Genomic DNA, 23,326 nt, shown 5'->3' on the forward strand with positions numbered 1-23,326 from the left:
GGCAGCAGCGGTAACCTCACCTCGCCTGTTCTGTTACCGGCGCTCCGCTATTCGCGGCTCCGGGACATGCCCCACCCGGGTTGATGCCAGGTACCAACTTTCTATAGCTAGGGAGTTATACCATGCCAGCAGACTACCATATTCACGGGCTGGCCCATGAAGGGCCACCCCATACCGTCGAACGCCTTTTACCCTACGTCGAAGCAGCTAAAGCTGCCGGCCTGACGGAAATAGGCTTTGCCGACCACGATCGTTACCTGGACGGCCTCGATTTCAGCGTCTTTCCCGAGCTGGAACGGGTAACGGGGATGCCCATCCGCGCCGGGCTGGAGGTGGACTTCCGGCCCGGCAAAGACCACCGCCGGGAACTGGCCGGCCGGCCCTGGGACTACCTCATTGGCTCGGTCCATGCCATCGGGGACTGGGATTTCGACCGCCCGGGCCAGGAAGCCGGCTTTAATGCCTGGGATATAGATGAACTCTATACCACCTACTTCAGCCTGGTGGCCCGGGCCGCGGCGACGGGCCTCTTCCAGATAATCGGCCACCTGGACTTGATTAAAATCAACGGTTACCGGCCCAGGAGGCCGGTGCTGGAGCTGGCCGGGCCAGCCCTGGAGATTATTGCCGGGAGCGGTGCCGCCCTGGAAGTAAATACCGCCGGTTTATTTAAACCAGTGGGGGAGATCTACCCGGCCCGGGAACTCCTGGAACGGGCTTTCAGCCTCAATATCCCTGTCACCATCGGGTCGGATGCCCACGCTCCCGGGGAGATAGCCCGGGAACGGCAACAGGCGCGGGAGCTTTTACGCCACATCGGTTACACCCGCCTGGCTACTTTCTATCGCGGCGAGATGGCGACGGAGCCTCTATTTTAATGGCAAACTGTTAAATACTATTTAATTGTGAAAACAGGAACAAAAACGGAGTGGAAGCGAAGATGATGGGGAGAGATCCCCGGGTAATCGCTGTTAAGTAATACCTGAATCCGTGACAACCCAATAACAAAATATCTGGATATGGCTCAAAACCTCGCGAAAAATAAGGTATAATAGGCTGGATGGCAAACGAATCCATGTTCACCTGCGAGGTGCGGCCATGAAATTCATCATTGAACAGTCTGATGAACACCTTACCCCCGTTGCCGGACTGGCTCTGGTGGGGGAAATCATTGATCATACTGCTCTGAAACTCAGGCTAAATAAGACCCGGATACCTGGTGTTTCTTCTCCGGATATTTCTCACGGGGATGTTATCACCTCTTACGTGGGCCTGCTTTGCCAGGGTCGCAGTGATTTTGACCATATTGAGCTTTTTCGGGATGACCCCTTCTTCGCTGCGGCGCTGGGTATTCAGGATGTGCCTTCAAGCCCTACCCTGCGCCAGCGCCTGGATATGATAGCTCATAGTGTACCCTACCAGGAGATTATCCTCGAGGAAACGGCCAGGTTCCTTAAGAAACTTAAGGCACCGGTAACTCCTGTTACCCTGGGTTCCAGGGAACTAAAGCGCCAATATGTCCCTTTGGATATTGATGTTACTCCCTTTGATAATTCAAATTCCAAGAAAGAGGGTGTTTCCAGGACCTATAAGGGCTACGACGGTTATGCGCCTATCTTCGCCTACCTCGGTAGGGAAGGCTACTGCGTCCATACCGAACTGCGGGCCGGGAAACAGCATTGCCAAAAAGGGACGCCGGAGTTCCTGCGACAAGCTCTAACCTTTGCTCGCGCTATCACTTCGCTGCCACTTTTAGTACGGATGGATGGCGGTAATGACAGCCAGGATAATCTCCAGGTCTGTTTGGACCCGGAAATCAAAGCCGATTTTATCATTAAGCGTAACCTGCGCAAGGAAACGCCGGAGGCCTGGCTGGCCATTGCCAAGGAAAATGGTACCGCCACCCTAGAACGGGAGGGAAAAACCGTCTATCGGGGGCACCAGATGGTGAAAATCGAGGGTGCTGACACCCCTGTCCGTCTGGTGTATAAGGTCACCGAGCGGACGATATTACGAAACGGCCAGCTTCTCCTGGTCCCGGAAATTGAGGTCGAAACCTACTGGACCACTTTACCCGACCCGGTGGAGGATATCATTACCCTCTACCACGACCACGGCACCAGTGAGCAATTCCACAGTGAAATCAAAAACGATTTAGACCTGGAACGGCTGCCCAGCGGCAAGTTTGCCACCAATGACCTGGTGCTACACCTGGGTGTTTTCGCCTACAACATTCTAAGGCTTCTGGGGCAGTTTAGCCTCCCGCTAAAGGAGGTACCGCTGCGCAATAAGAAAGCTCAACGCCGGCGGCTGCGTACCGTTATACAAAACCTGATTACCATAGCGTCCCGGCTGGTTCACCACGCCCGGCAGGTCAAATTACGATTTGGGCAGCACAGCCCGTGGTATCCAGCTTTCCGGTACCTATATAAAGCGTTGGCTTAATACAGAACTTCTAGCTCCAGTTAGCTGTATAAGCAGGCTCCAAGCCTCTTAGGACGAGAGGTCTACTTTGTTATTCCCTTATCCAGGGGACCCAAGGTAAGAGTAAATAGCCTTCGTCCACATAATCAACTTTAGACCCAATTCAATGTATCAGCAGATGTTAAATATAACTGTTAATACCATTTACTGTTAGTGCGAGTTCTACCCAGTTGTTATTATCACGGATTCAGGTAATATTTAACCCGCCCCGCCGTGGTCCCGCGTTTTGTTTCCGGAAGGGGCTTGACTGGGGCCGCAGCGGGCTTTATGATAAAACTTAGAAAACGCGGTTCAAGGGGAGTAGCCCCGGAGTATTCTCCGGTACCAGGTCCGTCAACACGGCTGCCAAGCCCGGGCCTGGTAGGCAACGCGCGAGACCTTCACCGCCCTGCAGGGCGATGAAGGTTTTTTATTACCCTTATGGAGCCGGACAATCAGGAGATATGATAAGAGAAGGGGAGAAGCTATGCTGGATGTAGCCTTGCTTTTAATCAGCCTGGGAGTTATCCTTTTGGGGGCCGAGGGGTTTACCAACGGTATCGAATGGCTGGGGAAGAAACTAAAACTAACTGAAGGCGCCGTGGGGAGCATCCTGGCAGCCGTAGGCACTGCCCTGCCGGAAACGATGATCCCGATTATTGCCATTCTCTTCGGCGGCGGCCATGCCGGGGAAGAGATAGGCATTGGCGCCATCCTGGGGGCGCCCTTTATGCTTAGTACCCTGGCCTTCTTCATTACAGGTATTGCCGTGATTGCTTATCGCAGTCGCCGGCCCAATTTCCCCAAAATGAACCTGGATACCAGGACCATGGGCCGCGATTTAACTTTCTTTCTCTGCGTTTATGCCGTGGCCGTCCTGGCCTCTTTCCTGGGGGCCCACATCTGGAAGCAAATAGTCGCTATTGGGCTGGTGATAGCCTATGCTACTTATGCTTACCTGACGGTCACCAACGGCCATACCCTGGAAGAAGGGGAGGAGCTGAACCCCCTTTACCTGGCCCGGAAGGCAGCTGAGCCGGCTACGGTGGTTATTTTAGCCCAGGTGCTCCTGTCCCTGGGGATGATTGTCGGCGGTGCCCGCCTGTTTGTCAACGGGGTGGAAGACCTGGCGCGGATTATGGGTATCCCACCCTTTGTCCTGGCCCTCATTATTGCCCCCATAGCCACTGAACTGCCGGAGAAATTTAACAGCATCATCTGGGTAGGCCGCGGCAAGGATACCCTGGCCCTGGGCAATATTACCGGTGCCATGGTCTTCCAGAGTTCGGTGATCCCGGCGCTGGGTATCACCATGACCAGCTGGGAGTTAACCCAGGGAGCGTTAATCAGTGCCATCCTGGCCATTATCTCCGCCGGCCTGGTCTTCCTCCAGATCAGCCGCAAGAAATACCTGACGCCCTACACCCTGGTGGGCGGCGGCGCTTTCTATGGCATCTTTGTCCTCCTGGTTTTTAGTGGTGTTATCCGTTAAAAAGAGTTGCTTACCCTTCCGTGGCAGGAAAAACCCGGTGCGCAGGCGCCGGGTTTTTTAGTATACTGGAGCAGGAAGGATGGTGGCTTTAACATGCCCCGGGTAGTAGTGGCAGGTGGTGGCTGGGCGGGCTGTGCGGCGGCCCTGGCCGCCCGCCAGGCAGGCGCGGAGGTAACCCTCCTGGAGCGAACGGATATGCTCCTGGGCACCGGCCTGGTGGGGGGAATTATGCGCAATAATGGCCGTTTTACGGCGGCGGAGGAAATGATTGCCCTGGGCGGGGGGAGGTTGTTCCAGCTTACCGACAGCGTTACCCGGCACCGTAATATCCATTTTGCCGGCCACCGTCATGCCTGGCTGTACGATGTGGCCCGCATTGAACCCCTGGTCCGGCAGGCTTTGCAGGAAGCCGGCGTGGAGGTACGCACTTTAAGCCGGGTGACTGCCGTCCAGGTGGCGGGCAACAGCCTTCAGGCCGTTCATACCGAAGGGGGCCGGGTTTACCAAGGTGAGGCTTTTATCGACGCTACCGGTACGGCGGGGCCGCCGGCCAACTGCCGCCGTTACGGCAATGGCTGTGCCATGTGCATCTACCGCTGCCCCGCCTTTGGCGGCCGCCTGGGCCTGGCTGCCCTGGCAGGGGTGAAGGAATATGCGGCCTTGAGGCGAGGTGGCGGCCGCGGGGCCTTAAGCGGTTCCTGCAAGCTCCATAAAGGTTCCCTGGCACCCTGGCTGGTGTCCGAGCTGGAGGAAAAGGGAGTGGCCGTCCTGCCCGTGCCGCCCGGCCTGCCGGGTAAAGGCGAACTGCTCCAGCGCAAGGCCTGCCAGCAGTATGCCCTGCCCGAGTATGCGGCCAACGTTATCCTCCTGGATACCGGTCACGCCAAACTCATGGCTCCCTTTTTCCCCCTGGAAGCCCTGCGCCGGGTAGCCGGCCTGGAAAACGCCCGCTTTGAAGACCCTTATGCCGGCGGCACCGGCAATTCGGTCCGCTTCCTGGCCATGGTACCCCGGGATGATACTTTACAGGTACGGGGCCTAGCCAATGTTTTCTGTGCCGGGGAAAAGGCCGGTCCCTTTGTCGGCCATACCGAGGCCATTGTCACCGGGACCCTGGCCGGTCATAACGCTGTGCGCCTCCTGGCAGGGAGGGAACTCCTGGTTTTGCCTTCTACCCTGGCTGTAGGTGATCTAATTGTCTTTACCAGCCGCCAGGTGGATAAGGGTGACGGGCTCTACCAGCGTTTTACCTTTTCCGGGTCCGTCTATTTTGAGCGCATGCAAAACCTGCAGCTCTACACTACCGACCGGGAGGTTATCAGGAAGAGGGTGGCTGACCTGGCCGGTATTTTTTCCGTACCGTTGTTAGGAAGGAAATAGGCGCCAAGTGCCGAATAATAACTGGTGGCGAGCCACCATTATTGAGAGTATAAAAATGACAGGCTGGCATTTGTCGGAAGCGAGCGAGCTTCTACCGAGTGGCGAAGCGGCCCAGGCGAAACCGAGGGATGATAAGCGGGGCCGAGGACAGCGAGGCCTTCGGCCGGATTCAAAAGGCAAGGATGCCTAATAGGCCGGGAACCACGCCTTAAGCCCTGGCTGAGCTGCAGGCCGCTCCGCGAGGGCCATGGAGTGAGCGCGACAATGCCAGCCTGCGATAGAGTTATTTTGGTGAGGAGAGAAACCTTTTGCCTGCAGAATTGCTGGCCCTGTTCACGACCGCCTTTATGGTAGGGCTTTCCGGCGCCCTGATGCCGGGACCGCTATTAACCCTGGCCATTGAAGAAAGTACCCGGCGGGGAGCCGGCGCCGGCCCCCTCCTGGTCCTGGGCCACGGCCTCCTGGAATTACTTATGCTGTTCCTGCTCCTCCTCGGCCTGGGCAGCTTCCTGGCCCAGCCCACTGTGAGCCGGGTGGTAGCCGTCCTGGGAGGGGCGGTATTGCTCTGGTTAGGAACAGACATGATCCGCAGCGCCATGGCCGGCCAGCTCCAGTTAACACTGCCGGGAGATAAAGATAATCTCCCGGCCCTGCCGCCGCGACCGGCTTTACGTACAGTAACTGCCGGCGGTTTAATCAGCCTGGCCAACCCTTACTGGTTGCTCTGGTGGGCAACCATCGGCGCCGCTTTTGTCGCCCAGGCGGCCCGCCTGGGTGCCGGCGGGGTGGCTTTCTTTTTTAGCGGCCATATTTTATCAGACCTTGGCTGGTACTCTCTAGTTACTGCCGGAGTGGCGGCCGGCCGCCGCGTTATCAGCCAGCGGGCCTACCGGTATTTAATCGTGGCCTGCGGTTTGTTCCTGCTGGTTTTAGGTGTCCTCTTTATTGCGGCCGGTTACCGCGGCCAGATTAGCCTGTAAATTAGCGAGAGGTGATCCCCTTATGGAAGTCTACGACCGCGCCCATGAACTGGCCCGTGCTTTGAGCAGGAGTAATGAATATAGCGATTTTCGTCTCGCCCGGGCCAAACTGGAAAGCAATCCTGCCAGCCTTAACATGCTGCGGGATTTCCGCCGGCGCCAGCTGGAGCTGGAGATGGCCGTTTTAAACGGTAAGGAACCGGAAACAGCTTTAAAGCAGGCCCTGGAGGAAAGCTACCGCATTATCAGCCTCAATCCCTCCATAACAGCCTATCTAGCTGCCGAAGAAAGGGTAGCCCGGCTGCTGGCCGATATCCAAAAAATACTACTTGATGCCATACCTGAATGGGGAAAAGATATAGGTGGTGAGATTGACAAAAAGTAAAATATTAGCTTAAAATAAAAGTGATAATTGTTACCAACAAGCTGGTGAGGATTATGGAGCCTACAGGCAAGCGCATGACCAAACAGAAGAAGGTCATCCTGGACATCCTGCGCAATACCGATACTCACCCTACGGCCGACTGGATTTATGCCCAGGCCCGCAAAATTTTACCCGATATCAGCCTGGGAACCGTTTACCGTAACCTGGGGGTTTTAAAAGAAGCCGGCGAGATTATGGAATTAAATTACGGCAGCACCTACAGCCGCTATGACGGTAACCCGGAAAATCATTACCACTGTGTCTGCCTGGAGTGTGGCCGCGTTACCGATCTGGATATGCCGGTACACCAGGAACTGGAAAAAGAAGCCGCAGCCAGCGGTTGCGGTAAAATTCTTTATCACCGCCTGGAGTTTTACAGTATCTGCCCGGAATGCCAGCAAAAGATGCAGCAGCCAAAGAATCACTAAAGCCAGGTAGATAGACCTGGTTATTTTTTTAAAGGATTCCTCCATTTAACCGAGAATTAAAATAAAGGCTTAAATTGGGTAGGGGTGGGGGTTGTGGCGGCCGGAGGTATAAGGGTCGAAGGCAAGACGGTAGAAGAGGCCATCCGCAGGGCTGCAGGTCTCCTGGAAGTTTTGCCTGAGGAATTAATGGTGGAAGTAATCGATGCCGGGAGCCAGGGTTTTTTAGGTATAGGCCGCCGGCCGGCGGTAATTGTGGCCCGGCCTGCCAGGGAAGCAACAGCAGCAGAAACAGGAGACGACCCCGGGGTACCAGGAGCCGGGCAGGAGGATGAGCCGGAACCTGATTTAGAGGCCGTCGTGGCAACGAAGCCGGTTTTAGAGACAGGTACAGTAATGGAGCTGGCAGGAGAGGAACGTCCCGCTTATGCCTGGGTTGAGGCGGGTCAGGTGCATATCGGAGGGGGGGAACCGCCGGCCACCATTATTCCCGGCAACCATTTCGAACTGTATGTTAACGACCGGCTTATAGCCGGCGAGGTTGCCGTCCGGGCCGGCGATACCATTACCGTCAAGCCCAGGGTGGAGCAAAAAGATGGCCAGTGGAAATTGACGGTAGCCAGCGATGGCCTGACGGCAAAGTTAACAATTAAACCTGGTTATGAACGGACCTGGAAGCTAAAAGACCAGTTCCCGGCCAGCCGCCTGGAATTAAAGGGCGAACCGGTAGATGTAGTCCTGCCGGCCGTTACCCGGGAGGAGCTCCTGGCCGAGTTAAACCGCCAGCAGGTTGTTTATGGTGTTGATGAAGAAGCCCTCCGGCAGGCCTGTACGGCGACCAGGGAGATGGAAATAGTCGTTGCCCGGGGCCAGGCGCCCCAGCCCCCTGAGGATGGCCGGGTGGAATGTCTTTTTTGTACCAGTGAAATGGCGAAAAAAGAAGTGAGCGAGGAGGAACGGGTGGACTACCGGGAGATGGTGGTCCGGGCCTCGGCGGCAGTGGGGGACCTCCTGGCCGTCAAGATACCGCCGCGACCCGGCAAGCCGGGGATGACGGTTACCGGCAAAGCCATTCCTCCACCTGAACCGAAGGATGTCGAACTGGTGGCCGGCAAAGGGACGGAGGTTATCGATGGCCAGCGCTGTGTGGCCACGGCCGAGGGTCGTCCCCAGTTAAGCCAGCGGAAGGGGAAGGTAATAATTGATATTATCCCGGTCCTGGTACACCGGGGAGATGTGGACCTCGCTTCCGGTAACCTCAAGTTTAAAGGCTGTATCAATATTACCGGCAATGTTACCGAAACCATGCAGGTGGTTGCCAGCCAGGATGTAGAAATCGGTGGTGATGTTACCCAGGCCACAGTTCGCACGGGGGGATCCATTTTTATTCGCCATAACTGCATCGGCTCGCTCCTGGTTGCCGGGGGTATAAAGAGCATCTACCAGAGCGCGGAACCTGTCTTAACCGACCTGGCCCAGCAATTATCCCTCCTCCAGGTAGCTGCCGGGCAGCTGGAGCAGGGCGCCAGGAGGCAGGGGGGAGCGGCCTACTCCCTGAACACCGGTTACCTGATTGGTGCCCTGGTGGAAAATAAGTTTAAAAAGTTGCCCTCCCTGGCAGCCAGGTTGGAGCAGCTCACCCGGGGCGCGGAAGGAGGACCGGAGGAACAGAAATTAATCCAGCTGGGGCGTGAACTGGCCCGGGCCTTCGGGACGCCGGCTGCCATCCAGGGCCTCGATACGGTAAAACTGGCCCAAATGGCAGCTGCTGTCGAGGAGATGGCCGCCTACTGCCGGGAAATACCCCCCGAGGGAGGGAATATTACTTTAAGCTATGCCCTCAACAGCAAAATCCAGGCCAGTGGGTGGGTTAAAGTTACCGGCCGCGGCTGTTTTAATACCGAGATTGTAACCGGGGGCAAGGTGGAGATCCAGGGCGTTTTCCGGGGCGGCAGCATCTATGCCGGTGATGATGTGTATATCAAAGAAACAGGCTCCAGCGGCGGGGCTAAAACCCTGGTACGGGTTGCCGAAGGCAGGGTAATCAAAGCCAGCAAAATCTGGCCGAACTGCACCCTGCAAATAGGCAAGCGTATCCGCCAGATTGATAATGAAGAAAATCAAGTTATGGCCTATTTAAATAGTGAGGGTGATATGATCCTGGGAATCTTTTGATGTAAAAGAAGGTGCGGGTAAATGGCCGAGAACTGGGAGTTTTTACGCCAGGTACCGGTATTTGCGGATCTAAGCCCGGAAGAGTTACAGCATATTGCTTCCCTGGCCATTTTCCGCCGTTACCGTAAAAATATGTATATTTTTATGGAGGGCGAACCCGGGGACGCTATCTATTTTGTCAAAAAAGGGGCCATCAAACTATTCCAGGTGCTGGAGGACGGCCGCGAAAAGATCCTGCACTTCGTCCGGGAAGGGGAAATCTTTGCCGAAGTCCTTTTATTCGAAGGCGGCCCTTACCCGGCCACGGCCGAGACCCTGGAAGATACCGAGGTAGGTATTATTCGCAACGCCGATATGGAAAGGTTACTCAGCCGGCACGGGGAAATGGCCGTGAAAATCATTAAAGTCATGAGCCGGCGCCTGCGCCAGGCCCAGGAACATATCCGGGACCTGGCCCTTAAAGGGGCCTACGGTCGCCTGGCCAGCACCTTGCTCCAGCTGGCCAGGGATTACGGGACGCCCCGGGAAGATGGTGTTACCATCGACCTCAATTTGAGCCAGCAGGAACTGGCCAGCCTGATTGGTACTTCCCGGGAGACGGTAGCCCGGATTTTAAGCGACTTCAAACGCCTGGGGGCCGTGGGAGTAGAACGCCAGCGAATTACCATCCTGTCGCCCCAAAAGCTGGCCGGCTGGGATTAAGCCGCTAATCCGGGATTTTATACTTTCCACCAGGTAAATAATACTGTTTACTCCTTAGCCCTTGCGAAAAGAAATAAAGGTATTATAAAATAAAACAAAAGCTAAAGGTTAAGGAGGGTTAAACACAATGGATGGCCGGCAGTCAGCACCCGGCAGGCCGGAATCCAACCAGGACTGGCTAGACCGCCTGCAGTGGCTGGGTATTAAAGTGGAAGAACCACGGGAAAAGGGCGAGGATCACTCTGCTACCGTGTAAGGGATAATACATTGGCTTTAACCCTGCGGCGACCCCCAAACAAGGGCTTAAAACTCGCAGGGTTTTTCGTGTCTACCCCTTTCACTGCCGGTATGTTATCATGATATCCGGGAGGAGAGGGGTATTTTAATTGCCGGTTGACAGGGTAGGGAGACAGGCTTTATCCTTAATGTATACACCAAGGGGGTATATAAAAATGGAGGAGTTGCGCATCCTGGTAGTTGATGACGAAGCGGGCCTCCGCCAGCTGGTGCGCTTGTATTTAGAAAAGGAAGGTATGGTTGTTGCCGAGGCGGCTACCGGTCGCCAGGCCCTGGAGAAACTCCAGCAGGACAAATACGATCTCCTCATCCTGGACTTGATGATGCCTGACGGCGATGGGTGGAGTGTCTGCCGGGCAGTACGCCAGCAGATGGACCTGCCCATTATCATGCTGACGGCCCGGGGAGAAGAAATGGATCGTTTACTGGGTTTTGAGCTGGGGGCAGACGACTATGTGATCAAGCCCTTCAGTCCCCGGGAATTGGTGGCCCGGGTGAAGGCCCTGCTGCGCCGGGCCGGGGCCGGTCTGCAGCGGGGAGAGCAGTTGCAATTTCCCGGCCTCAGCATTGATATTGCCGGCCGGGAGGTTAAGGTCGACGGGCGGACGGTAAACAACCTGACGCCCAAGGAATTTGACCTCCTCCTTTTCCTGGCCCGGCACCCGGGCCAGGTCATGAGCCGGGAAAAGATCCTGGAAAAGGTCTGGGGTTATGATTTTTACGGCGACCTGCGGACGGTAGATACCCATATCAAGAATCTGAGGGAAAAACTAGGCCGGGAGCGCGGGTTTATCACCACGGTCTGGGGTGTCGGTTACAAGTTTGAGGTGGGGCCATGATCAGCAAAAGTATTACTACCAAGCTGTGGTTGCTCCTGGTTTCCCTGGTGGTGGTCAGCCTGCTGGCCATTGGCCTTTCCCTGCACCAGTTGCTGGGTAATTACTATTACCGGCAGCAGGTGGAAGATATGCTGGCCACAGGGGAGATGCTGGCCCAGAGCCTGGCCGGGGCTGATGCCGGCAACCTGGCCGGCCAGGCGGAGATCCTCAGTAAAGCAGCCGGCACCGGGGTGATGATCATTGACCGCCGGGGCCTGATAATTTCCTGCAGCAGTGATGCCGGGACAGGCATGGGTATGGGCATGGGTATGAGGATGGGCCCTGGCTGGAGTCATGGCCTGCACCAGCATGGCGACTGGCCGGCAGCCGGCATGCACCTGGACGGCGACGAAATCCGGCAGGTGCTGGCCGGGAATACGGTTATCAAGCGGGGTTACCAGGACATCTTTAATACCAGGATGTTGATCGTGGCCGTGCCTGTCAAGGCCGCCGGGGGTGTTGACGGGGCGGTTATCCTGTTTGCCCCTGAGGCTTCTTTGAGTGCAGCCATAGCGGCAGTAGACCGCCTGATCCTTTCTTCCGGCGTGGGGGCGGTACTGCTGGCCACCTTGCTGGCCTTTTTTGCTGCCCGCCGGGTAACCAGGTCCTTGAAGCAGATGAGCCTGGCGGCCCGGCAGATGGCCCGGGGCGATTTCAGCGGCCGGGTGCCGGTAACTTCCGAGGATGAACTGGGCCAGCTGGCCGGCAGCTTTAATTTTCTGGCCGAGGAACTGGCCCGGACCGTAGCCGCCCTGTCCCGGGAAAAGGAAAAGCTCGACCGGGTGGTCAGGGGGATGACTGACGGCGTCCTGGCCTTTGCACCTGACGGGCGGGTTCTTTTTGCCAATCCCCAGGCGGAAAAGCTCCTGGGGCTATCCCTGCCACCGGGGTCGGTGTTGCCGGCAGAGTTGCTGGCACCCTTCCGGGCAGCCGCAGAAGGCGAAGGTGCTGCGGGAGAAATCAGGTGGCGGCAGCAAATCTTTGCCGTCCGGGCCGCGCCCCTGCAGGGGGAGGAGCCTGGCAGACAGGCGGCCGTGGCTATTATCCAGGATATAACCGCCCAAAAACAACTGGAGCAACTGCGCCGGGAATTCCTGGCCAGCGTATCCCACGACCTGCGGACGCCCTTAAGCTTTATCCAGGGTTATGCCGAGGCCCTGGCGGACGGCCTGGCCGCCGGGGAAAAGGAGCGCCAGGAGTATACCAATATTATCCTGGCCGAAGCCGGCCGCTTGCGGCGCCTGGTGGATGACCTTTTTGATTTGAATAAAATGGCGGCCGGCCAATTATCCCTGGAAATGGCCGATGTTGATGCCGGGGAATTGCTGGCCGGGGTGGCCCGGAAATACCGGCCCCTGCTGGCGGAGCACAAGCTGGAACTGGCAGTAGAAATACCGCCTTCTTTACCGGGGATCCGGGCCGACGCCGGGCGCCTGGAACAAATCATGGCCAATCTCCTGGACAACGCCCGGCACCATACGCCGCCGGGGGGCAGGATCAGGATAACAGCCGGCCGGGCGGGCAATGAAATTAAGGTCAGCGTGGCTGACACAGGCAGCGGCATTCCTCCGGAAGATCTACCTTATATCTGGGAACGTTTTTATAAGGTGGACAAGTCCCGTTCCCGCCGGGACGGGGGCAGCGGCCTGGGCCTGGCCATAGTCAAGAGCCTGGTGGAAGCCCACGGCGGCCGGGTGGAGGTAGAAAGCCAGCTGGGTGAGGGGAGTACCTTCAGTTTCTATCTGCCCCTGCATATTGACAGCGAAAACTGCTGATAGTAAAATAGTTACGGTAAAAATAGTGGGGGTGAACGGCGTGCCAACCTACGATTTCCGCTGCCAGGAGTGCGGTGAACGTTTTACCGTGAAGATGTCCTGGAAGGATAAAGATAAAGCCACCTGCCCCGCCTGCGGCAGCCAGAAGCTGCAGCAGCTCTTTACCGGGATTACCATCCTGGGCGGCAGCAGCGGTGGCGGCAGCTGCACGGCGCCGGCCGGCAGCCGCTTCAGCTGAGGGGGTTAAAGTAAAGGGCCGGCGGCCCTTAATTGAAAAAGGTGAGAACGCCCTGGTAATCCAGGGCTTATATTTTTGATTGACACTCACCCGGTAGTTAAGTTATGATGGGGCAGAGAGGGGTGGACAGGAATGGGCATGATGACTTCCCTGCGCCGGCTGAGCAAAAAGCGGCCGGTCCTGGGAATTTTATTTGTGGTGGTCTTGAGTATCGGGTTAATCGGCAGCTATGCCATATTTGCTTCGCCGAAGGCGCCGGTGGTCCCCCAGGAGACCCGGGAGCCGGCAGCGGATGCCGCCCAGCAGGCTGAGGCCCTGCAAAAGGCGGCCCAGGAGCAAATCAGCCAGCTGGAAACGGAAATCAGTAACTTGCAAAAAGAGCTACAGGCCAAACCCAACGATGTGGCCACAATACTGAAACTAGGTGACAACCAGTACCACCTGGGAACCATATATCTCTTTGTTAACAGCGACCAGGCCAAAGCAACCGCAAGTTTCAAGGCGGCAGTAAACAGCTACCAGCAGGTGCTTAAACTTAATCCCCAGGAGAAGGGTATCAATTTGCGCCTGGCCGGAGCGGCCCTGTACGCTGGTGATGAGAAGCTGGCCGAAGATAACTTCCAGGCGGCCATTAAGGCCGACCCAGGGGATAATAATGCCCGTATAACCTACGGTATGTACCTGGCATCCATGAAAGGCGACTTGCAGGGCGCTATTGACCAGTGGCAGGAAATTTTAAAGCATAATCCGGATAAAGAACTGGCCGACCAGGTCCAGGAAATGATCAAGCAGGCGGAAGCAGCCAAACAAAAGGCAAGCGAGCCTGGAGGCGGCCAATCCCGAAAAACTGAAGAGCAGCAGGCAGGGAAGTAGAAAACCTCAGAGTATAGTTAGAAACCAGCCTTTAGGGGCTGGTTTTTATTTTGGGAAGAAAAAGGTCAGCTTATAGAAAATTTCTAACCCAACTTTGACACCGCCCCTTAAAAATCAAGGGGTCCATAGGGACAATTGTCACTACAACCCCTTTCTGGGGCTCTTAGTGGCTACCTGAAGGTTAAAATTTTAGGTGGAAGTGGAAGGCCCAAAATTTTTAACAATTCACTCTGGCTTTGTCCGGGCTGGGTGATACTATAAATCCGCTTATCAAGAAACTGCTGGTCAACAGCCTTTATCTCTTCTAATAATTCCAGGATACGGCGGCCGCTTTTATGGGCAACCTTCCAGCGGCGTAACTCTCTTTCTTGACTTTCAGGATCAGGGATTTGTTTCGCCTTAAAAATCTCATCTTCAATATATCGGCGATGTATCACCTCCAGCCATTTTTCAAAGAGATAAGCCAGCACACATATAAAGATGTGTCCCTTAACCCGACTTTCGTTGTAGTGGTAGATAGGCCTCAAGCGAATGAAGTCCTTGATATGGCGAAAGGCGGTTTCTACCTGGAGCAGGTTTTTATAGGCGGCAATTACCTCCTCAGCTGGCAGGTCAGCATTAGTCTGGATTAAAAATTTGCCGTCCCGCAAAGCCTCTTTAGCCAGAGCCGGCTCATTAATTTCAAAGTTGAAAGACTTGCCGTCATAAGTAATATCAAAAATTGGAGCAAGGCCCTTCTTGTTAAGGATAGCAGCTGCTTTAAGCATGACTCCTTTTGTGGTAGGCTTGCGCCCCCGCCGCGGGGTTTCCCGGGCCAGCCTGTCTTTCAGCTCTTGCAATTTTATCCTGGCTTCTTCTATCGCTTTGACCCGAAATTCATAATCCTCTTGGGCTTTGAGAGGATTGTGGCAAAGGATATAGCGAACCGGAGGCTCGAAGTTTTCCTTTTCTTCCTCTTCTCCCTCTACCAAGTTTTCTTTAGGGGGAGCCTGTACCTGCTCTGGTGGTACTTCCACATAAAAGAGGGGGTTATCGCCGTCTATTAGCTGGTATTCTTCGAGGTTTTGGTACCTGGCCAGTAGTTCATCGCTCACTTCCCGGCCGCGTTTATGAAAGCCCAGGATATAACGGAAGTTAGCCTCCTTGAGTTCTTCTAAATTATGACTGGTCAGCATACCCCGGTCGCCCACGAAAATACAGCTCTTGATGGCAAACTTTTGCTTAAGTTGTTCGATGGCGCCAGCCACGGTTACTTTATCAGGTATATTACCTTCAAATACCTGGTGGGCAATAGGCATGCCTTCCGGAGTCACCAGGAGGCCAATATTAATTTGCCGGCAGTCCGGCCGGTGGTCGCGGGAATAACCGAACCTGGCCAGGGGGCAATGGGTACCTTCAAAGTAGCTGCTGGTCAAGTCGTAAAACACCAGGTTAAGCTGATAACTCAAGAGATCCGTAAGCCGGTTGTACAAGTGGCGTTCCAGATAATCCTTCATTTCTTCCAGGACGTCAAGAGTACGGTAAAAATGATGCAACTCAGGCTGTTTCTCTTCCAGTTCCGGCAGGTAAATTTGCCTTAACCATTGGGATACTCCAAGCTTGCTTTTAGGAGCGATGAGGCGGTTTAAAATCATAATCTTGGTGCATAAGGCCACATCCATCTCTACTTGACGATTTTGGAGATAGTTTTTAAAGAAGGCGTCCAGGTCCAGTCGCTCCCAGAAAAAATTCACCACATAGGGGATACCATAATGCTTGGTGCCGAAGGTCTGGAGGTCCTTAACAGTGCCCAGCTCATCTTCCTTAAGGAATTCCCGCAGTTTATTAATAAGCCGCTGTATCTCTTCCTGGGAATACTGGTCGATGTTGCCTAAATGCCCAACCTGGCGCTGTTTTACCTTGCCTTTTTCCCGGTAGGATTCTACCAGGACCAGATAATGGTAGGTATGGCCGCCGCGCCTGGTAGTGATAATACGGGGGAACAAAGGGGCATCACCTCGGTTATCGTCATTACTATTATACCAAGAGATGCCCGGCGTGAAAATACTCTAAGGCAGATTTGTTTTCACTACGTTTTGCCGACTTCGGTAGAGAAAGATCGTTGATATTACTAGTCTTGGTGGTCTTTAAGCCCTTGAAATAGAAGTTTTAGTGTCAAAGTTGGGTTCTAAAAACCTTTTAGATAAAGAAGGAATTCAAATAAAAATGTCGAATAGATATATATCACTAAAACGTTTTAAAACTGGAGTTGGAGGGAGACGATGAATTCCTTAACGCGTGCCTTAAAGACCATCAATTTAGAAATGCCTGACCGGGTGCCGGTAGACCTCCATTCCTTTGCTGTCGCTGCTTATAGTACTGGCAAGCCTTTCGGCGAAGTGTTTAAAAATGGCAAGTTGATGGCTGAAGCCCAGTTAAAGCTATGGGAGCGCTTTGGGCATGATGTAATCCTCCTGGAAAACGGGACAACAGCCATGGCCGAAGCCATGGGTTGCATGGTTGCTTACCCTGACGATATACCGCCCAAGGTAGTGGAACCGGCTTTAAAACGTTTAGAAGATGTGGAAAAATTAACCTTACCTGATCCCGGCAGTACAGCCACCCTGCCGCAGCTTTTAATAGCTACCCGGCGGGTAGTAGAAGAACTCGGCCAGGAAGTATTTATTATGGGCCGGGCTGACCAGGGACCCTTTTCCCTGGCAGCCCTGGTGCGGGGTATTGACAACTTCCTGCTGGATTTAGCCCTGGGTACCCAGAAGGAACTGATTCACCAGTTGTTGGAAGTCTGCACCCAGGCTGTTATCCGTCTGGCCCTGGCTCAGCTGGAAGCTGGCGCCCATGGCACCTCCATTGGTGACAGCCTGGCCGGACCCAGCTTAATTTCCCCGGCCATGTATATGGAGTATGCTTTCCCCTATGAGAAAAAGGTGGTGGAGGCTGTAAAGACCGCTGGCGGGATTGTTGCCTTGCATATCTGTGGTGATACCACAGCGATTGTTGACAAAATGGTAGAAACTGGTGCCCAAATTTTAGAGATTGACGAAAAAACCGATTTACTGAAAGCCAGGAGCGCCAGCCAGGGAAAGTGCTGCCTCCTGGGGCAAGTATCGCCGACGGCCCTGCGTAATGAACCCCCGGCTGAGATTGAGCGCCTGGCCAGGCGGGCCATTGAAATCGCCGGCCTTAACGGCGGCTTAATCCTTGGTCCCGGCTGCGCCATGGCTGCCGATACCCCGGCAGCCAACATTGAAGCCCTGGTCAAGACGGCGAGAATTTACGGGCAATATGAGAACACGTTGGGAGGAAGAGCCAATGCTGTCTAAAATTGCGGCCGGAGAAGGCCGGCATGGGGAAACGAATAAAGGGAGAACGGCTTTTAACTGGCTTAAAGCCCAGGAAACAGGGCTTGTAATCCCTCTGGTCCTCTTAATTTTGCTCATTGGCTTTATTAACCCGGCTTTTTACAGCTACGAAAACATTATCAATATCTTCCGCAACACGGCCTTTACTTTTATTGTTGCCGTAGCCATGACCTTTGTCCTGATTGCCGCCGGTCTGGACCTGTCAGTAGGTTCGGTGATCGCCCTGGGTGGGGTGGTTACCGGCCTGGCTTTAAAGGCGGATATCCCCGTACCTGTAGCCATGTTGCTGGGCATATTACTGGGCATAGGTATAGGTGTAATTAATGGTACGATAATTATCAAATTTGGCATCCCTCCTTTGATTGTTACCCTGGGCATGCTATATATGGCCAGGGGGGCGGTGCTGGTATTAACCCAGGGCGCCCCAGTTTATCCCCTCCCTAAAGCCTTCAACGCTATCGGTCAGGGAGACCTGGCGGGCATCCCCAATGTCATCCTGATTGCAGCCGTCATTGGCATAGTGGCCCACATCATCCTGACACGGACTACTTACGGCCGGGCTGTCTACGCTGTTGGCGGTAATTCTGAAACAGCCCGCCTGTCGGGTATCAACGTCAACAAGATCAACCTGTCGGTATACGTCCTTACCGGTGCTGCCAGCGCTCTGACGGGGATGCTGATGGCCGGGCGCCTGGCCTCGGCCCAGGCCAACGCCGGTGCCGGCTGGGAACTGCAGGTCATCGCAGCGGTAATTATCGGCGGCACCAGTATGTTCGGCGGTTCGGGGTCAATTTTAGGCACCTTACTGGGCGCCTTCTTCATGAATGTGGTAGCCACCGGCATGATTTTAATGCGAATTTCTGCGTACTGGCAGGACCTGGTTATCGGGGCTATTATCGTCCTGGCTGTTGGTATCGACCAGTACCGGCGGCGGAAAACAGGATTACAATAATTCCCGGCGGCAGGAGGAACTGGCTATGGGAGCAGCTGCGCTTCTGGAAATGAAAAATATCAGCAAAAAGTTTTATGGGGTTACGGCCCTGGATAATGTTGACCTGGACCTGCGCCAGGGGGAAATCCTGGGCCTGGTAGGCGAAAATGGCGCCGGGAAATCGACTTTGATGAAGATATTAAGTGGCGCCTACCCTGCGGGTACTTACGAGGGAGAAATCTACCTCGACGGGCAATTGCGGGCCTTTCAAAATAAGCACCAGTCGGAAGCAGCCGGCATCGAAATGATCTACCAGGAAATCAGCCTGCACCTGGACCTAACTGTAGCCGAAAATATTTTTTTAGGCCGGTTGCCGGCGAAAAAGAACTTCTGGGTAGATTGGAACCGGGTTTACCAGGAGGCCCGGTTGGCCCTGGAAATGGTTAATCTAAAAGTTGATGTACGGAAGCCAGTCCGTAGTTTAAGCACCAGCCAGCAGCAACTGGTAGCCATTGCCAAGGCCCTGGTGCGCCGGCCCAAGATCCTGGTTCTTGATGAGCCCACATCTGCTTTGACCGAAGCTGAGGCTAAAAATCTGCTCGAGCTATTACTGAAGCTGAAAACTGAGGGTGTATCCTGTATTTATATTTCCCACAAACTGGATGAAGTCTTTGCCATTGCCGACAGGATCACCGTGTTACGCGACGGCCGGACCATTGCCACCTATGAACGCCAGGCTGTCGACCCGGAACGGGTAGTGGAAGATATGGTGGGCCGCAAGATTACCAATATGTACCCCAAAGTCGAAGTTACCCCTGGCCCGGAAGCCCTGCGGGTAGAACATTTAACGGTTCCCCACCCGCTGGCCGCACAGAAAAATATTATTGAGGACGTCAGCTTTGCTGTCCGGAAGGGGGAGATCCTCGGCCTGGCGGGGCTAGTTGGCTCGGGCCGGAGTGAACTGGTCAATGCTATTTTTGGCGCCCTGCCCACCCGGGGCGAGCCGGCCATTTACCTGGAAGGCCGACCGGTTAAAATTAAAAATCCCTTCCACGCCATTCAACTGGGCCTGGGGTTAGTTAGTGAAGACCGGCGGCGCTCCGGCTTTGTCGGCACCATGAATATCCGCCAGAATATCTCCCTGGCTAGTTTAGGGAAAATCTCCCGGCGCGGCTTTATCATCCCTAGCAAGGAAATGAAAGAAGTCGGCCGGCTGGTCCGGCAGCTCCAAATCAAAGCTCCCAGCGCCGAAAAAAGTATCCTGGCTTTAAGCGGCGGCAACCAGCAAAAAGTAGTGCTGGCCAAGTGGCTCATGCGGGACGTGAAAGTGCTTTTCCTGGATGAACCCACCCGGGGGATTGACGTCGGGGCCAAGGTCGAGATTTATAACTTGATTACCACCTTGGCCCGTAATGGGGTAGCCATTATTATGATTTCTTCAGAACTGCCGGAACTGCTTTCCATGTGCGACCGCTTCCTCGTCCTGGCTAAAGGTAAAATTCAGGATGAATTTTGGCGTCATGAGGCCAGCCAGGAGCGGGTTATGCGGGCAGCCACCGGGCTGCTGGCCTAAAGTGAGCTTATAAGAGAGGAGTGATAAGCAGAGGGAGCGGGAATTTAGATTTTCAAAAAGATGTAGTTGTGAAACAAAACAATTAATGGAGGGATTGGAGATGCTTAGCAAAAAGAGGATTATTGCTTTATTGTTCATGTTGGCCATGATAGCTACTATGATAGCAGGTTGTGGTCAAAAAAGTAACCAACAAAGTAATAGCGCTACTGGATCCAAAGACAAGCAATTACGCCTCGTATTTGTTACACCTTTAATTGGCCATCCTGTATGGCTGGTAGCCAAGGAAGGTTTTGACGATGCTGCGAAAAAGTTTGGCTTCCAGGGTGACTGGGTAGGACCTCAGGGCATTGATGCCAATGCCATGATCCAGCAAATTGAAAACGCCATTGCCTCTAAAGCTGATGGCATCATTACCATGGCCCTCAACCCTGAGGCTTTCCAGCCGGTGCTAGAGAAGGCCCAGAAGGCCGGCATACCGGTGGTGATAGTTAATTCTGATGCCCCTAATGCGCCCAGGCTGGCTTATATTGGTACCGATGAAAAGAATTTAGGAACGATCGGCGCTAAAGAAATAATCAAAAAGCTAAATGGGACACCTGCCAAAGTAATTACCATGCAGAGTACTATGGATGCTAAAGTGGCTAATAAAATGAGGGAAGCCTACGAAGAAGAATTAAAGAAGACGCCGGGAACAGAAATTTTAGCCCGGGAATCTGACAACAGTGATATGATGGTCGCGGTACAGAAGTTCCAGAACCTCTTGCGCACTTACCCCCAGGCCAATGTTATTATCGGTGTAGCGGCGGAAGTAGGACCAGCAGCAGCTAAAGTAGTTGAGGAAATGGGCCTGAAAGATAAAGTAACTATTGTCGCCATTGACGATATGAAGGAAACGGTGGATTACATTAAAAGTGGGGTTATCTATGGTACTTTAACCCAGAACTTTTATCGTATGGGTTACCAGGCCGCCCAGCTGCTGGTGGAAAACATCAAGGAAGGTAAAAAGCCGGCCCAGCAGGTCATAGACTCCGGGACAATCTTTGTTACTAAGGATAACTTAGATACCTATAAAGAGCAAATGAAGAAATGGTAATCTAAGACCGGGGTGGCTTGCAAGGTCACCCCGACTTCATACAATATGGAGAGGGGTTTTATATGGCTGAATTAACACCCCGGGAAAGGGTTAGGCTGGCCCTCCAACACCAGGAACCCGACCGTGTACCTATTGATAACGGCGGTTTTGTTTCCGGAATGCACGAAGTTGCCTATAAGAAACTGCTGGCCTACCTTGGCCTGGAGAAGGAAATTACAATTACTGATCCGGTGCAGCGGTTAGCCGACGTGGATGAGGAAGTATTAAATAGATTACATGTAGATACGCGTTACCTTTTTGCCAGAGCAGGTTCTAACTGGGAATATCGGGAAGAAGAAAATGGTTACTGGTATGATGAATGGGGGGTATTACACCAGCGTACTGGTTATTATGCCGATTCCGTCGGTCATCCCCTGGCAGGAATGAGCCTGGAAGAAATTAGAAGTTATAAATTTCCTGATCCCCAGGACCCGGCACGGTTTGCCGGATTAAAAGAAAAGGCAAAGGAACTTTACGAAACGACAGATTATGCTTTAGTGGGTGGAACAATTGGCGCTTTATATTGCCCGGCCTGGGACCTGCGGGGATACGAACAGTTCATGTATGATACTGCTGCGGACCCCAAACTGGCCAACTATTTGCTTGACAAGCTATTAGACTGGTGGATGGCATTTTATGAAGGATATTTAGAAGCTATTGGTGAATATATTGAATACCTGTGGACGGGGGATGACTGGGGGCAACAAGCAGGACCACTAATTAGCCCGGCAAGTTTTCGTGAGACGGTAAAACCCCGTTTTGCCAAGCTCCACGAATTTATCAAATCTAAGACCGGAGCTAAAATTGCTTATCATAGCTGCGGTTCAGTTTACTGGGCTTTAGGGGATTTTGCCGATATGGGCGTTGATATTGTCCATCCCCTGCAACCTTCGGCAGCCGAGATGGATGATTCGGAACGGATTAAGAAAAATTTTGGGGATCGTTTAAGCTTTCATGGCGGTACCAATAACCAGGGAGTTTTTCACCTGGATAAAGATTTAGTGATTGCTGATGCCAGGCGGCGTATTCAGGCCCTGGCCCCGGGTGGCGGGTATATTTTTTCATCCGGCCATAATATCCAACCTAACTGTCCACCTGAAAATATCCTGGCCCTTTTTGATACTGGCTATAAATATGGGCGTTATCCTATAAGATAAAGAGGTATTCCATGAAAACTACCCTTAAGGATGTGGCGGCCCTGGCCGGGGTTTCCCTGGCCACGGCCAGCCTGGCTTTGAACAACGGTAAAGGTGTAAGCAGCGAAACGCGGGAGAAGGTCCTGGCGGCGGCGCGGAAGCTCAATTATGTCCAGAGTTCCATCGGCCGCAACCTGATCACCGGCCGCAGTTACACCGTGGGGCTCTATATTTTAAATGCCAGTAATAATCCCGACCTGACGGGGGAGTGCGCCTATTTTTACCCCCTTTTACGGGGCGTGTGGAGTGAAGCCGAAAAAGAGGGCTATTCCCTGAATTTCGCTGTAAAACTCTGGGAGGAAATCGAGCAAAGCAATTTTATTGTCCAGAAAGCCCTGGACCAGTCTATCGATGGTATGATTATTATCCCTCAATACACTTATCATTACAGCTTTCTCCAGGAACTGGAGCGGCTCGGTTTTCCTTATGTAATTATCAACCCCATGATCTGCCTGGACCGGGGCAAAAGTATAGCTCTGGACAACTATCTCGGGGCAGCCCTGGCGACCCAGTATCTTATCGACCAGGGGTTCACCCGGCTTGGTTTTATTAACGGGCCACCAAACCATCATGACGCCATCATCCGGGAAAGGGGCTTTATAGAAACAGCCGCCAAAGGGGGTATTAAAGTTGATAGAGATTTAATAGAGTATGGCGATTTTACCACCCGCAGCGGCTACCAGGCCATGAACCGCATCCTGACACGGGGCGTGGTACCTGAGGGTCTTTTCTGCGCCAATGACTATATGGCCAGCGGGGCCATGCATGCGCTGTATGATCATGGTTACCTGGTACCGCGGGATGTGGCTATTATTGGTTATGATGATACAGATGTTGCCAGTAGCGTCTACCCCCAGTTAACAACAGTGCGCAATCCCACTTATGAAATCGGCAAGGCCGCCATGCAGCGTTTGTTATCGTATATAAAGGGGGAAACCAGCTTACAGGAGATAATCTTCAAACCAGAGCTTATCATCCGGGAATCATGCCGCAAAGAAGAAAACAAATAGGGAGCCAGATAGGGAAACGG

21 protein-coding genes are annotated in these 23,326 nt (G+C 53.8%); 20 read left to right on the forward strand and 1 reads right to left on the reverse strand.

Features of this window, described 5'->3' with window-relative positions:
• Nucleotides 1-122 precede the first annotated feature (122 nt).
• From MGLY_RS11335 to MGLY_RS11395, 14 genes are all read left to right on the forward strand, one after another.
• Entirely contained in the window at nt 123-878 is a 756-nt protein-coding gene (locus MGLY_RS11335; RefSeq protein WP_156273926.1) for a histidinol-phosphatase HisJ family protein, read from the forward strand.
• Between the two features lie 220 nt (nt 879-1,098).
• On the forward strand, nt 1,099-2,445 hold the full coding sequence (locus tag MGLY_RS11340) for an IS1380 family transposase (protein WP_156271486.1): 1,347 nt from the start codon (nt 1,099-1,101) through the stop codon (nt 2,443-2,445).
• Between the two features lie 505 nt (nt 2,446-2,950).
• Nucleotides 2,951-3,955 carry a sodium:calcium antiporter gene (locus tag MGLY_RS11345; protein ID WP_156273928.1) on the forward strand — a complete coding sequence of 335 codons (1,005 nt, stop codon included), beginning with the start codon at nt 2,951-2,953 and terminating at the stop codon, nt 3,953-3,955.
• Between the two features lie 93 nt (nt 3,956-4,048).
• The gene (locus MGLY_RS11350) at nt 4,049-5,335 is read left to right on the forward strand and encodes an FAD-dependent oxidoreductase (protein WP_156276388.1); all 1,287 of its coding nucleotides are present in this window, start codon (nt 4,049-4,051) and stop codon (nt 5,333-5,335) included.
• A 308-nt stretch (nt 5,336-5,643) separates the two neighbouring features.
• On the forward strand, nt 5,644-6,315 hold the full coding sequence (locus tag MGLY_RS11355) for a LysE family transporter (protein ID WP_246187313.1): 672 nt from the start codon (nt 5,644-5,646) through the stop codon (nt 6,313-6,315).
• Nucleotides 6,316-6,337: 22 nt separating this feature from the next.
• Nucleotides 6,338-6,700, forward strand: coding sequence for a YlbF/YmcA family competence regulator (locus MGLY_RS11360; RefSeq protein ID WP_156273930.1), 363 nt, complete (start codon nt 6,338-6,340; stop codon nt 6,698-6,700).
• A 74-nt stretch (nt 6,701-6,774) separates the two neighbouring features.
• Entirely contained in the window at nt 6,775-7,167 is a 393-nt protein-coding gene (locus MGLY_RS11365; protein ID WP_156276392.1) for a Fur family transcriptional regulator, read from the forward strand.
• Between the two features lie 93 nt (nt 7,168-7,260).
• Nucleotides 7,261-9,339, forward strand: coding sequence for a flagellar assembly protein A (locus tag MGLY_RS11370; RefSeq protein WP_156273932.1), 2,079 nt, complete (start codon nt 7,261-7,263; stop codon nt 9,337-9,339).
• Between the two features lie 21 nt (nt 9,340-9,360).
• Nucleotides 9,361-10,041: a Crp/Fnr family transcriptional regulator gene (locus tag MGLY_RS11375; RefSeq protein ID WP_156273934.1), complete on the forward strand. Its 681-nt coding sequence runs from the start codon at nt 9,361-9,363 to the stop codon at nt 10,039-10,041.
• Nucleotides 10,042-10,168: 127 nt separating this feature from the next.
• Nucleotides 10,169-10,297: a hypothetical protein gene (locus MGLY_RS18550; RefSeq protein ID WP_277997849.1), complete on the forward strand. Its 129-nt coding sequence runs from the start codon at nt 10,169-10,171 to the stop codon at nt 10,295-10,297.
• Nucleotides 10,298-10,493: 196 nt separating this feature from the next.
• Entirely contained in the window at nt 10,494-11,177 is a 684-nt protein-coding gene (locus MGLY_RS11380) for a response regulator transcription factor (RefSeq protein ID WP_170291040.1), read from the forward strand.
• A complete protein-coding gene (locus MGLY_RS11385) occupies nt 11,174-12,991 on the forward strand; it encodes a sensor histidine kinase (RefSeq protein ID WP_156273938.1) in 1,818 nt (605 codons plus the stop codon). The genes MGLY_RS11380 and MGLY_RS11385 overlap by 4 nt, the downstream gene beginning before the upstream one ends.
• Entirely contained in the window at nt 12,972-13,229 is a 258-nt protein-coding gene (locus MGLY_RS11390) for an FmdB family zinc ribbon protein (protein ID WP_156273940.1), read from the forward strand. The genes MGLY_RS11385 and MGLY_RS11390 overlap by 20 nt, the downstream gene beginning before the upstream one ends.
• A 132-nt stretch (nt 13,230-13,361) precedes the next feature.
• Nucleotides 13,362-14,102, forward strand: a complete 741-nt coding sequence (locus MGLY_RS11395; RefSeq protein WP_156273942.1) for a tetratricopeptide repeat protein — start codon at nt 13,362-13,364, stop codon at nt 14,100-14,102.
• 170 nt (nt 14,103-14,272) lie between these two features.
• Here the strand turns inward: MGLY_RS11395 and MGLY_RS11400 are convergent, their stop codons facing one another.
• Nucleotides 14,273-16,087: an IS1634 family transposase gene (locus MGLY_RS11400; RefSeq protein ID WP_156272643.1), complete on the reverse strand. Its 1,815-nt coding sequence runs from the start codon at nt 16,085-16,087 to the stop codon at nt 14,273-14,275.
• Between the two features lie 276 nt (nt 16,088-16,363).
• On the opposite strand from MGLY_RS11400, the gene MGLY_RS11405 reads away from it, so the two are divergent.
• The 6 genes from MGLY_RS11405 (at nt 16,364) to MGLY_RS11430 (ending at nt 23,306) form a co-directional block, all read left to right on the forward strand.
• Nucleotides 16,364-17,425, forward strand: a complete 1,062-nt coding sequence (locus MGLY_RS11405; RefSeq protein WP_156273944.1) for a uroporphyrinogen decarboxylase family protein — start codon at nt 16,364-16,366, stop codon at nt 17,423-17,425.
• Nucleotides 17,415-18,416, forward strand: coding sequence for an ABC transporter permease (locus MGLY_RS11410; RefSeq protein ID WP_156273946.1), 1,002 nt, complete (start codon nt 17,415-17,417; stop codon nt 18,414-18,416). The genes MGLY_RS11405 and MGLY_RS11410 overlap by 11 nt, the downstream gene beginning before the upstream one ends.
• Nucleotides 18,417-18,441: 25 nt before the next feature.
• Nucleotides 18,442-19,968, forward strand: coding sequence for a sugar ABC transporter ATP-binding protein (locus MGLY_RS11415; RefSeq protein WP_156273948.1), 1,527 nt, complete (start codon nt 18,442-18,444; stop codon nt 19,966-19,968).
• Nucleotides 19,969-20,068: 100 nt separating this feature from the next.
• The gene (locus MGLY_RS11420; protein ID WP_170291041.1) at nt 20,069-21,061 is read left to right on the forward strand and encodes a sugar-binding protein; all 993 of its coding nucleotides are present in this window, start codon (nt 20,069-20,071) and stop codon (nt 21,059-21,061) included.
• A 62-nt stretch (nt 21,062-21,123) separates the two neighbouring features.
• Nucleotides 21,124-22,257: a uroporphyrinogen decarboxylase family protein gene (locus MGLY_RS11425; protein ID WP_156273952.1), complete on the forward strand. Its 1,134-nt coding sequence runs from the start codon at nt 21,124-21,126 to the stop codon at nt 22,255-22,257.
• An 11-nt stretch (nt 22,258-22,268) separates the two neighbouring features.
• A complete protein-coding gene (locus tag MGLY_RS11430) occupies nt 22,269-23,306 on the forward strand; it encodes a LacI family DNA-binding transcriptional regulator (RefSeq protein WP_156273954.1) in 1,038 nt (345 codons plus the stop codon).
• Nucleotides 23,307-23,326: the final 20 nt, after the last annotated feature.

It is taken from the genome of Moorella glycerini, from assembly GCF_009735625.1.
In the GTDB taxonomy this organism is placed as follows: domain Bacteria; phylum Bacillota; class DSM-521; order Neomoorellales; family Neomoorellaceae; genus Neomoorella; species Neomoorella glycerini.

Coding starts and splice junctions, on each gene's coding strand:
- MGLY_RS11425 (WP_156273952.1), top strand. CDS start 21,124: ATGGCTGAATTAACACCCCGGGAAAGGGTTAGGCTGGCCCTCCAACAC.
- MGLY_RS11375 (WP_156273934.1), top strand. CDS start 9,361: ATGGCCGAGAACTGGGAGTTTTTACGCCAGGTACCGGTATTTGCGGAT.
- MGLY_RS11415 (WP_156273948.1), top strand. CDS start 18,442: ATGGGAGCAGCTGCGCTTCTGGAAATGAAAAATATCAGCAAAAAGTTT.
- MGLY_RS11380 (WP_170291040.1), top strand. CDS start 10,494: ATGGAGGAGTTGCGCATCCTGGTAGTTGATGACGAAGCGGGCCTCCGC.
- MGLY_RS11345 (WP_156273928.1), top strand. CDS start 2,951: ATGCTGGATGTAGCCTTGCTTTTAATCAGCCTGGGAGTTATCCTTTTG.
- MGLY_RS11340 (WP_156271486.1), top strand. CDS start 1,099: ATGAAATTCATCATTGAACAGTCTGATGAACACCTTACCCCCGTTGCC.
- MGLY_RS11410 (WP_156273946.1), top strand. CDS start 17,415: ATGCTGTCTAAAATTGCGGCCGGAGAAGGCCGGCATGGGGAAACGAAT.
- MGLY_RS11335 (WP_156273926.1), top strand. CDS start 123: ATGCCAGCAGACTACCATATTCACGGGCTGGCCCATGAAGGGCCACCC.
- MGLY_RS11365 (WP_156276392.1), top strand. CDS start 6,775: ATGACCAAACAGAAGAAGGTCATCCTGGACATCCTGCGCAATACCGAT.
- MGLY_RS11360 (WP_156273930.1), top strand. CDS start 6,338: ATGGAAGTCTACGACCGCGCCCATGAACTGGCCCGTGCTTTGAGCAGG.
- MGLY_RS11405 (WP_156273944.1), top strand. CDS start 16,364: ATGAATTCCTTAACGCGTGCCTTAAAGACCATCAATTTAGAAATGCCT.
- MGLY_RS11420 (WP_170291041.1), top strand. CDS start 20,069: ATGCTTAGCAAAAAGAGGATTATTGCTTTATTGTTCATGTTGGCCATG.
- MGLY_RS11350 (WP_156276388.1), top strand. CDS start 4,049: ATGCCCCGGGTAGTAGTGGCAGGTGGTGGCTGGGCGGGCTGTGCGGCG.
- MGLY_RS11395 (WP_156273942.1), top strand. CDS start 13,362: ATGGGCATGATGACTTCCCTGCGCCGGCTGAGCAAAAAGCGGCCGGTC.
- MGLY_RS11430 (WP_156273954.1), top strand. CDS start 22,269: ATGAAAACTACCCTTAAGGATGTGGCGGCCCTGGCCGGGGTTTCCCTG.
- MGLY_RS11385 (WP_156273938.1), top strand. CDS start 11,174: ATGATCAGCAAAAGTATTACTACCAAGCTGTGGTTGCTCCTGGTTTCC.
- MGLY_RS18550 (WP_277997849.1), top strand. CDS start 10,169: ATGGATGGCCGGCAGTCAGCACCCGGCAGGCCGGAATCCAACCAGGAC.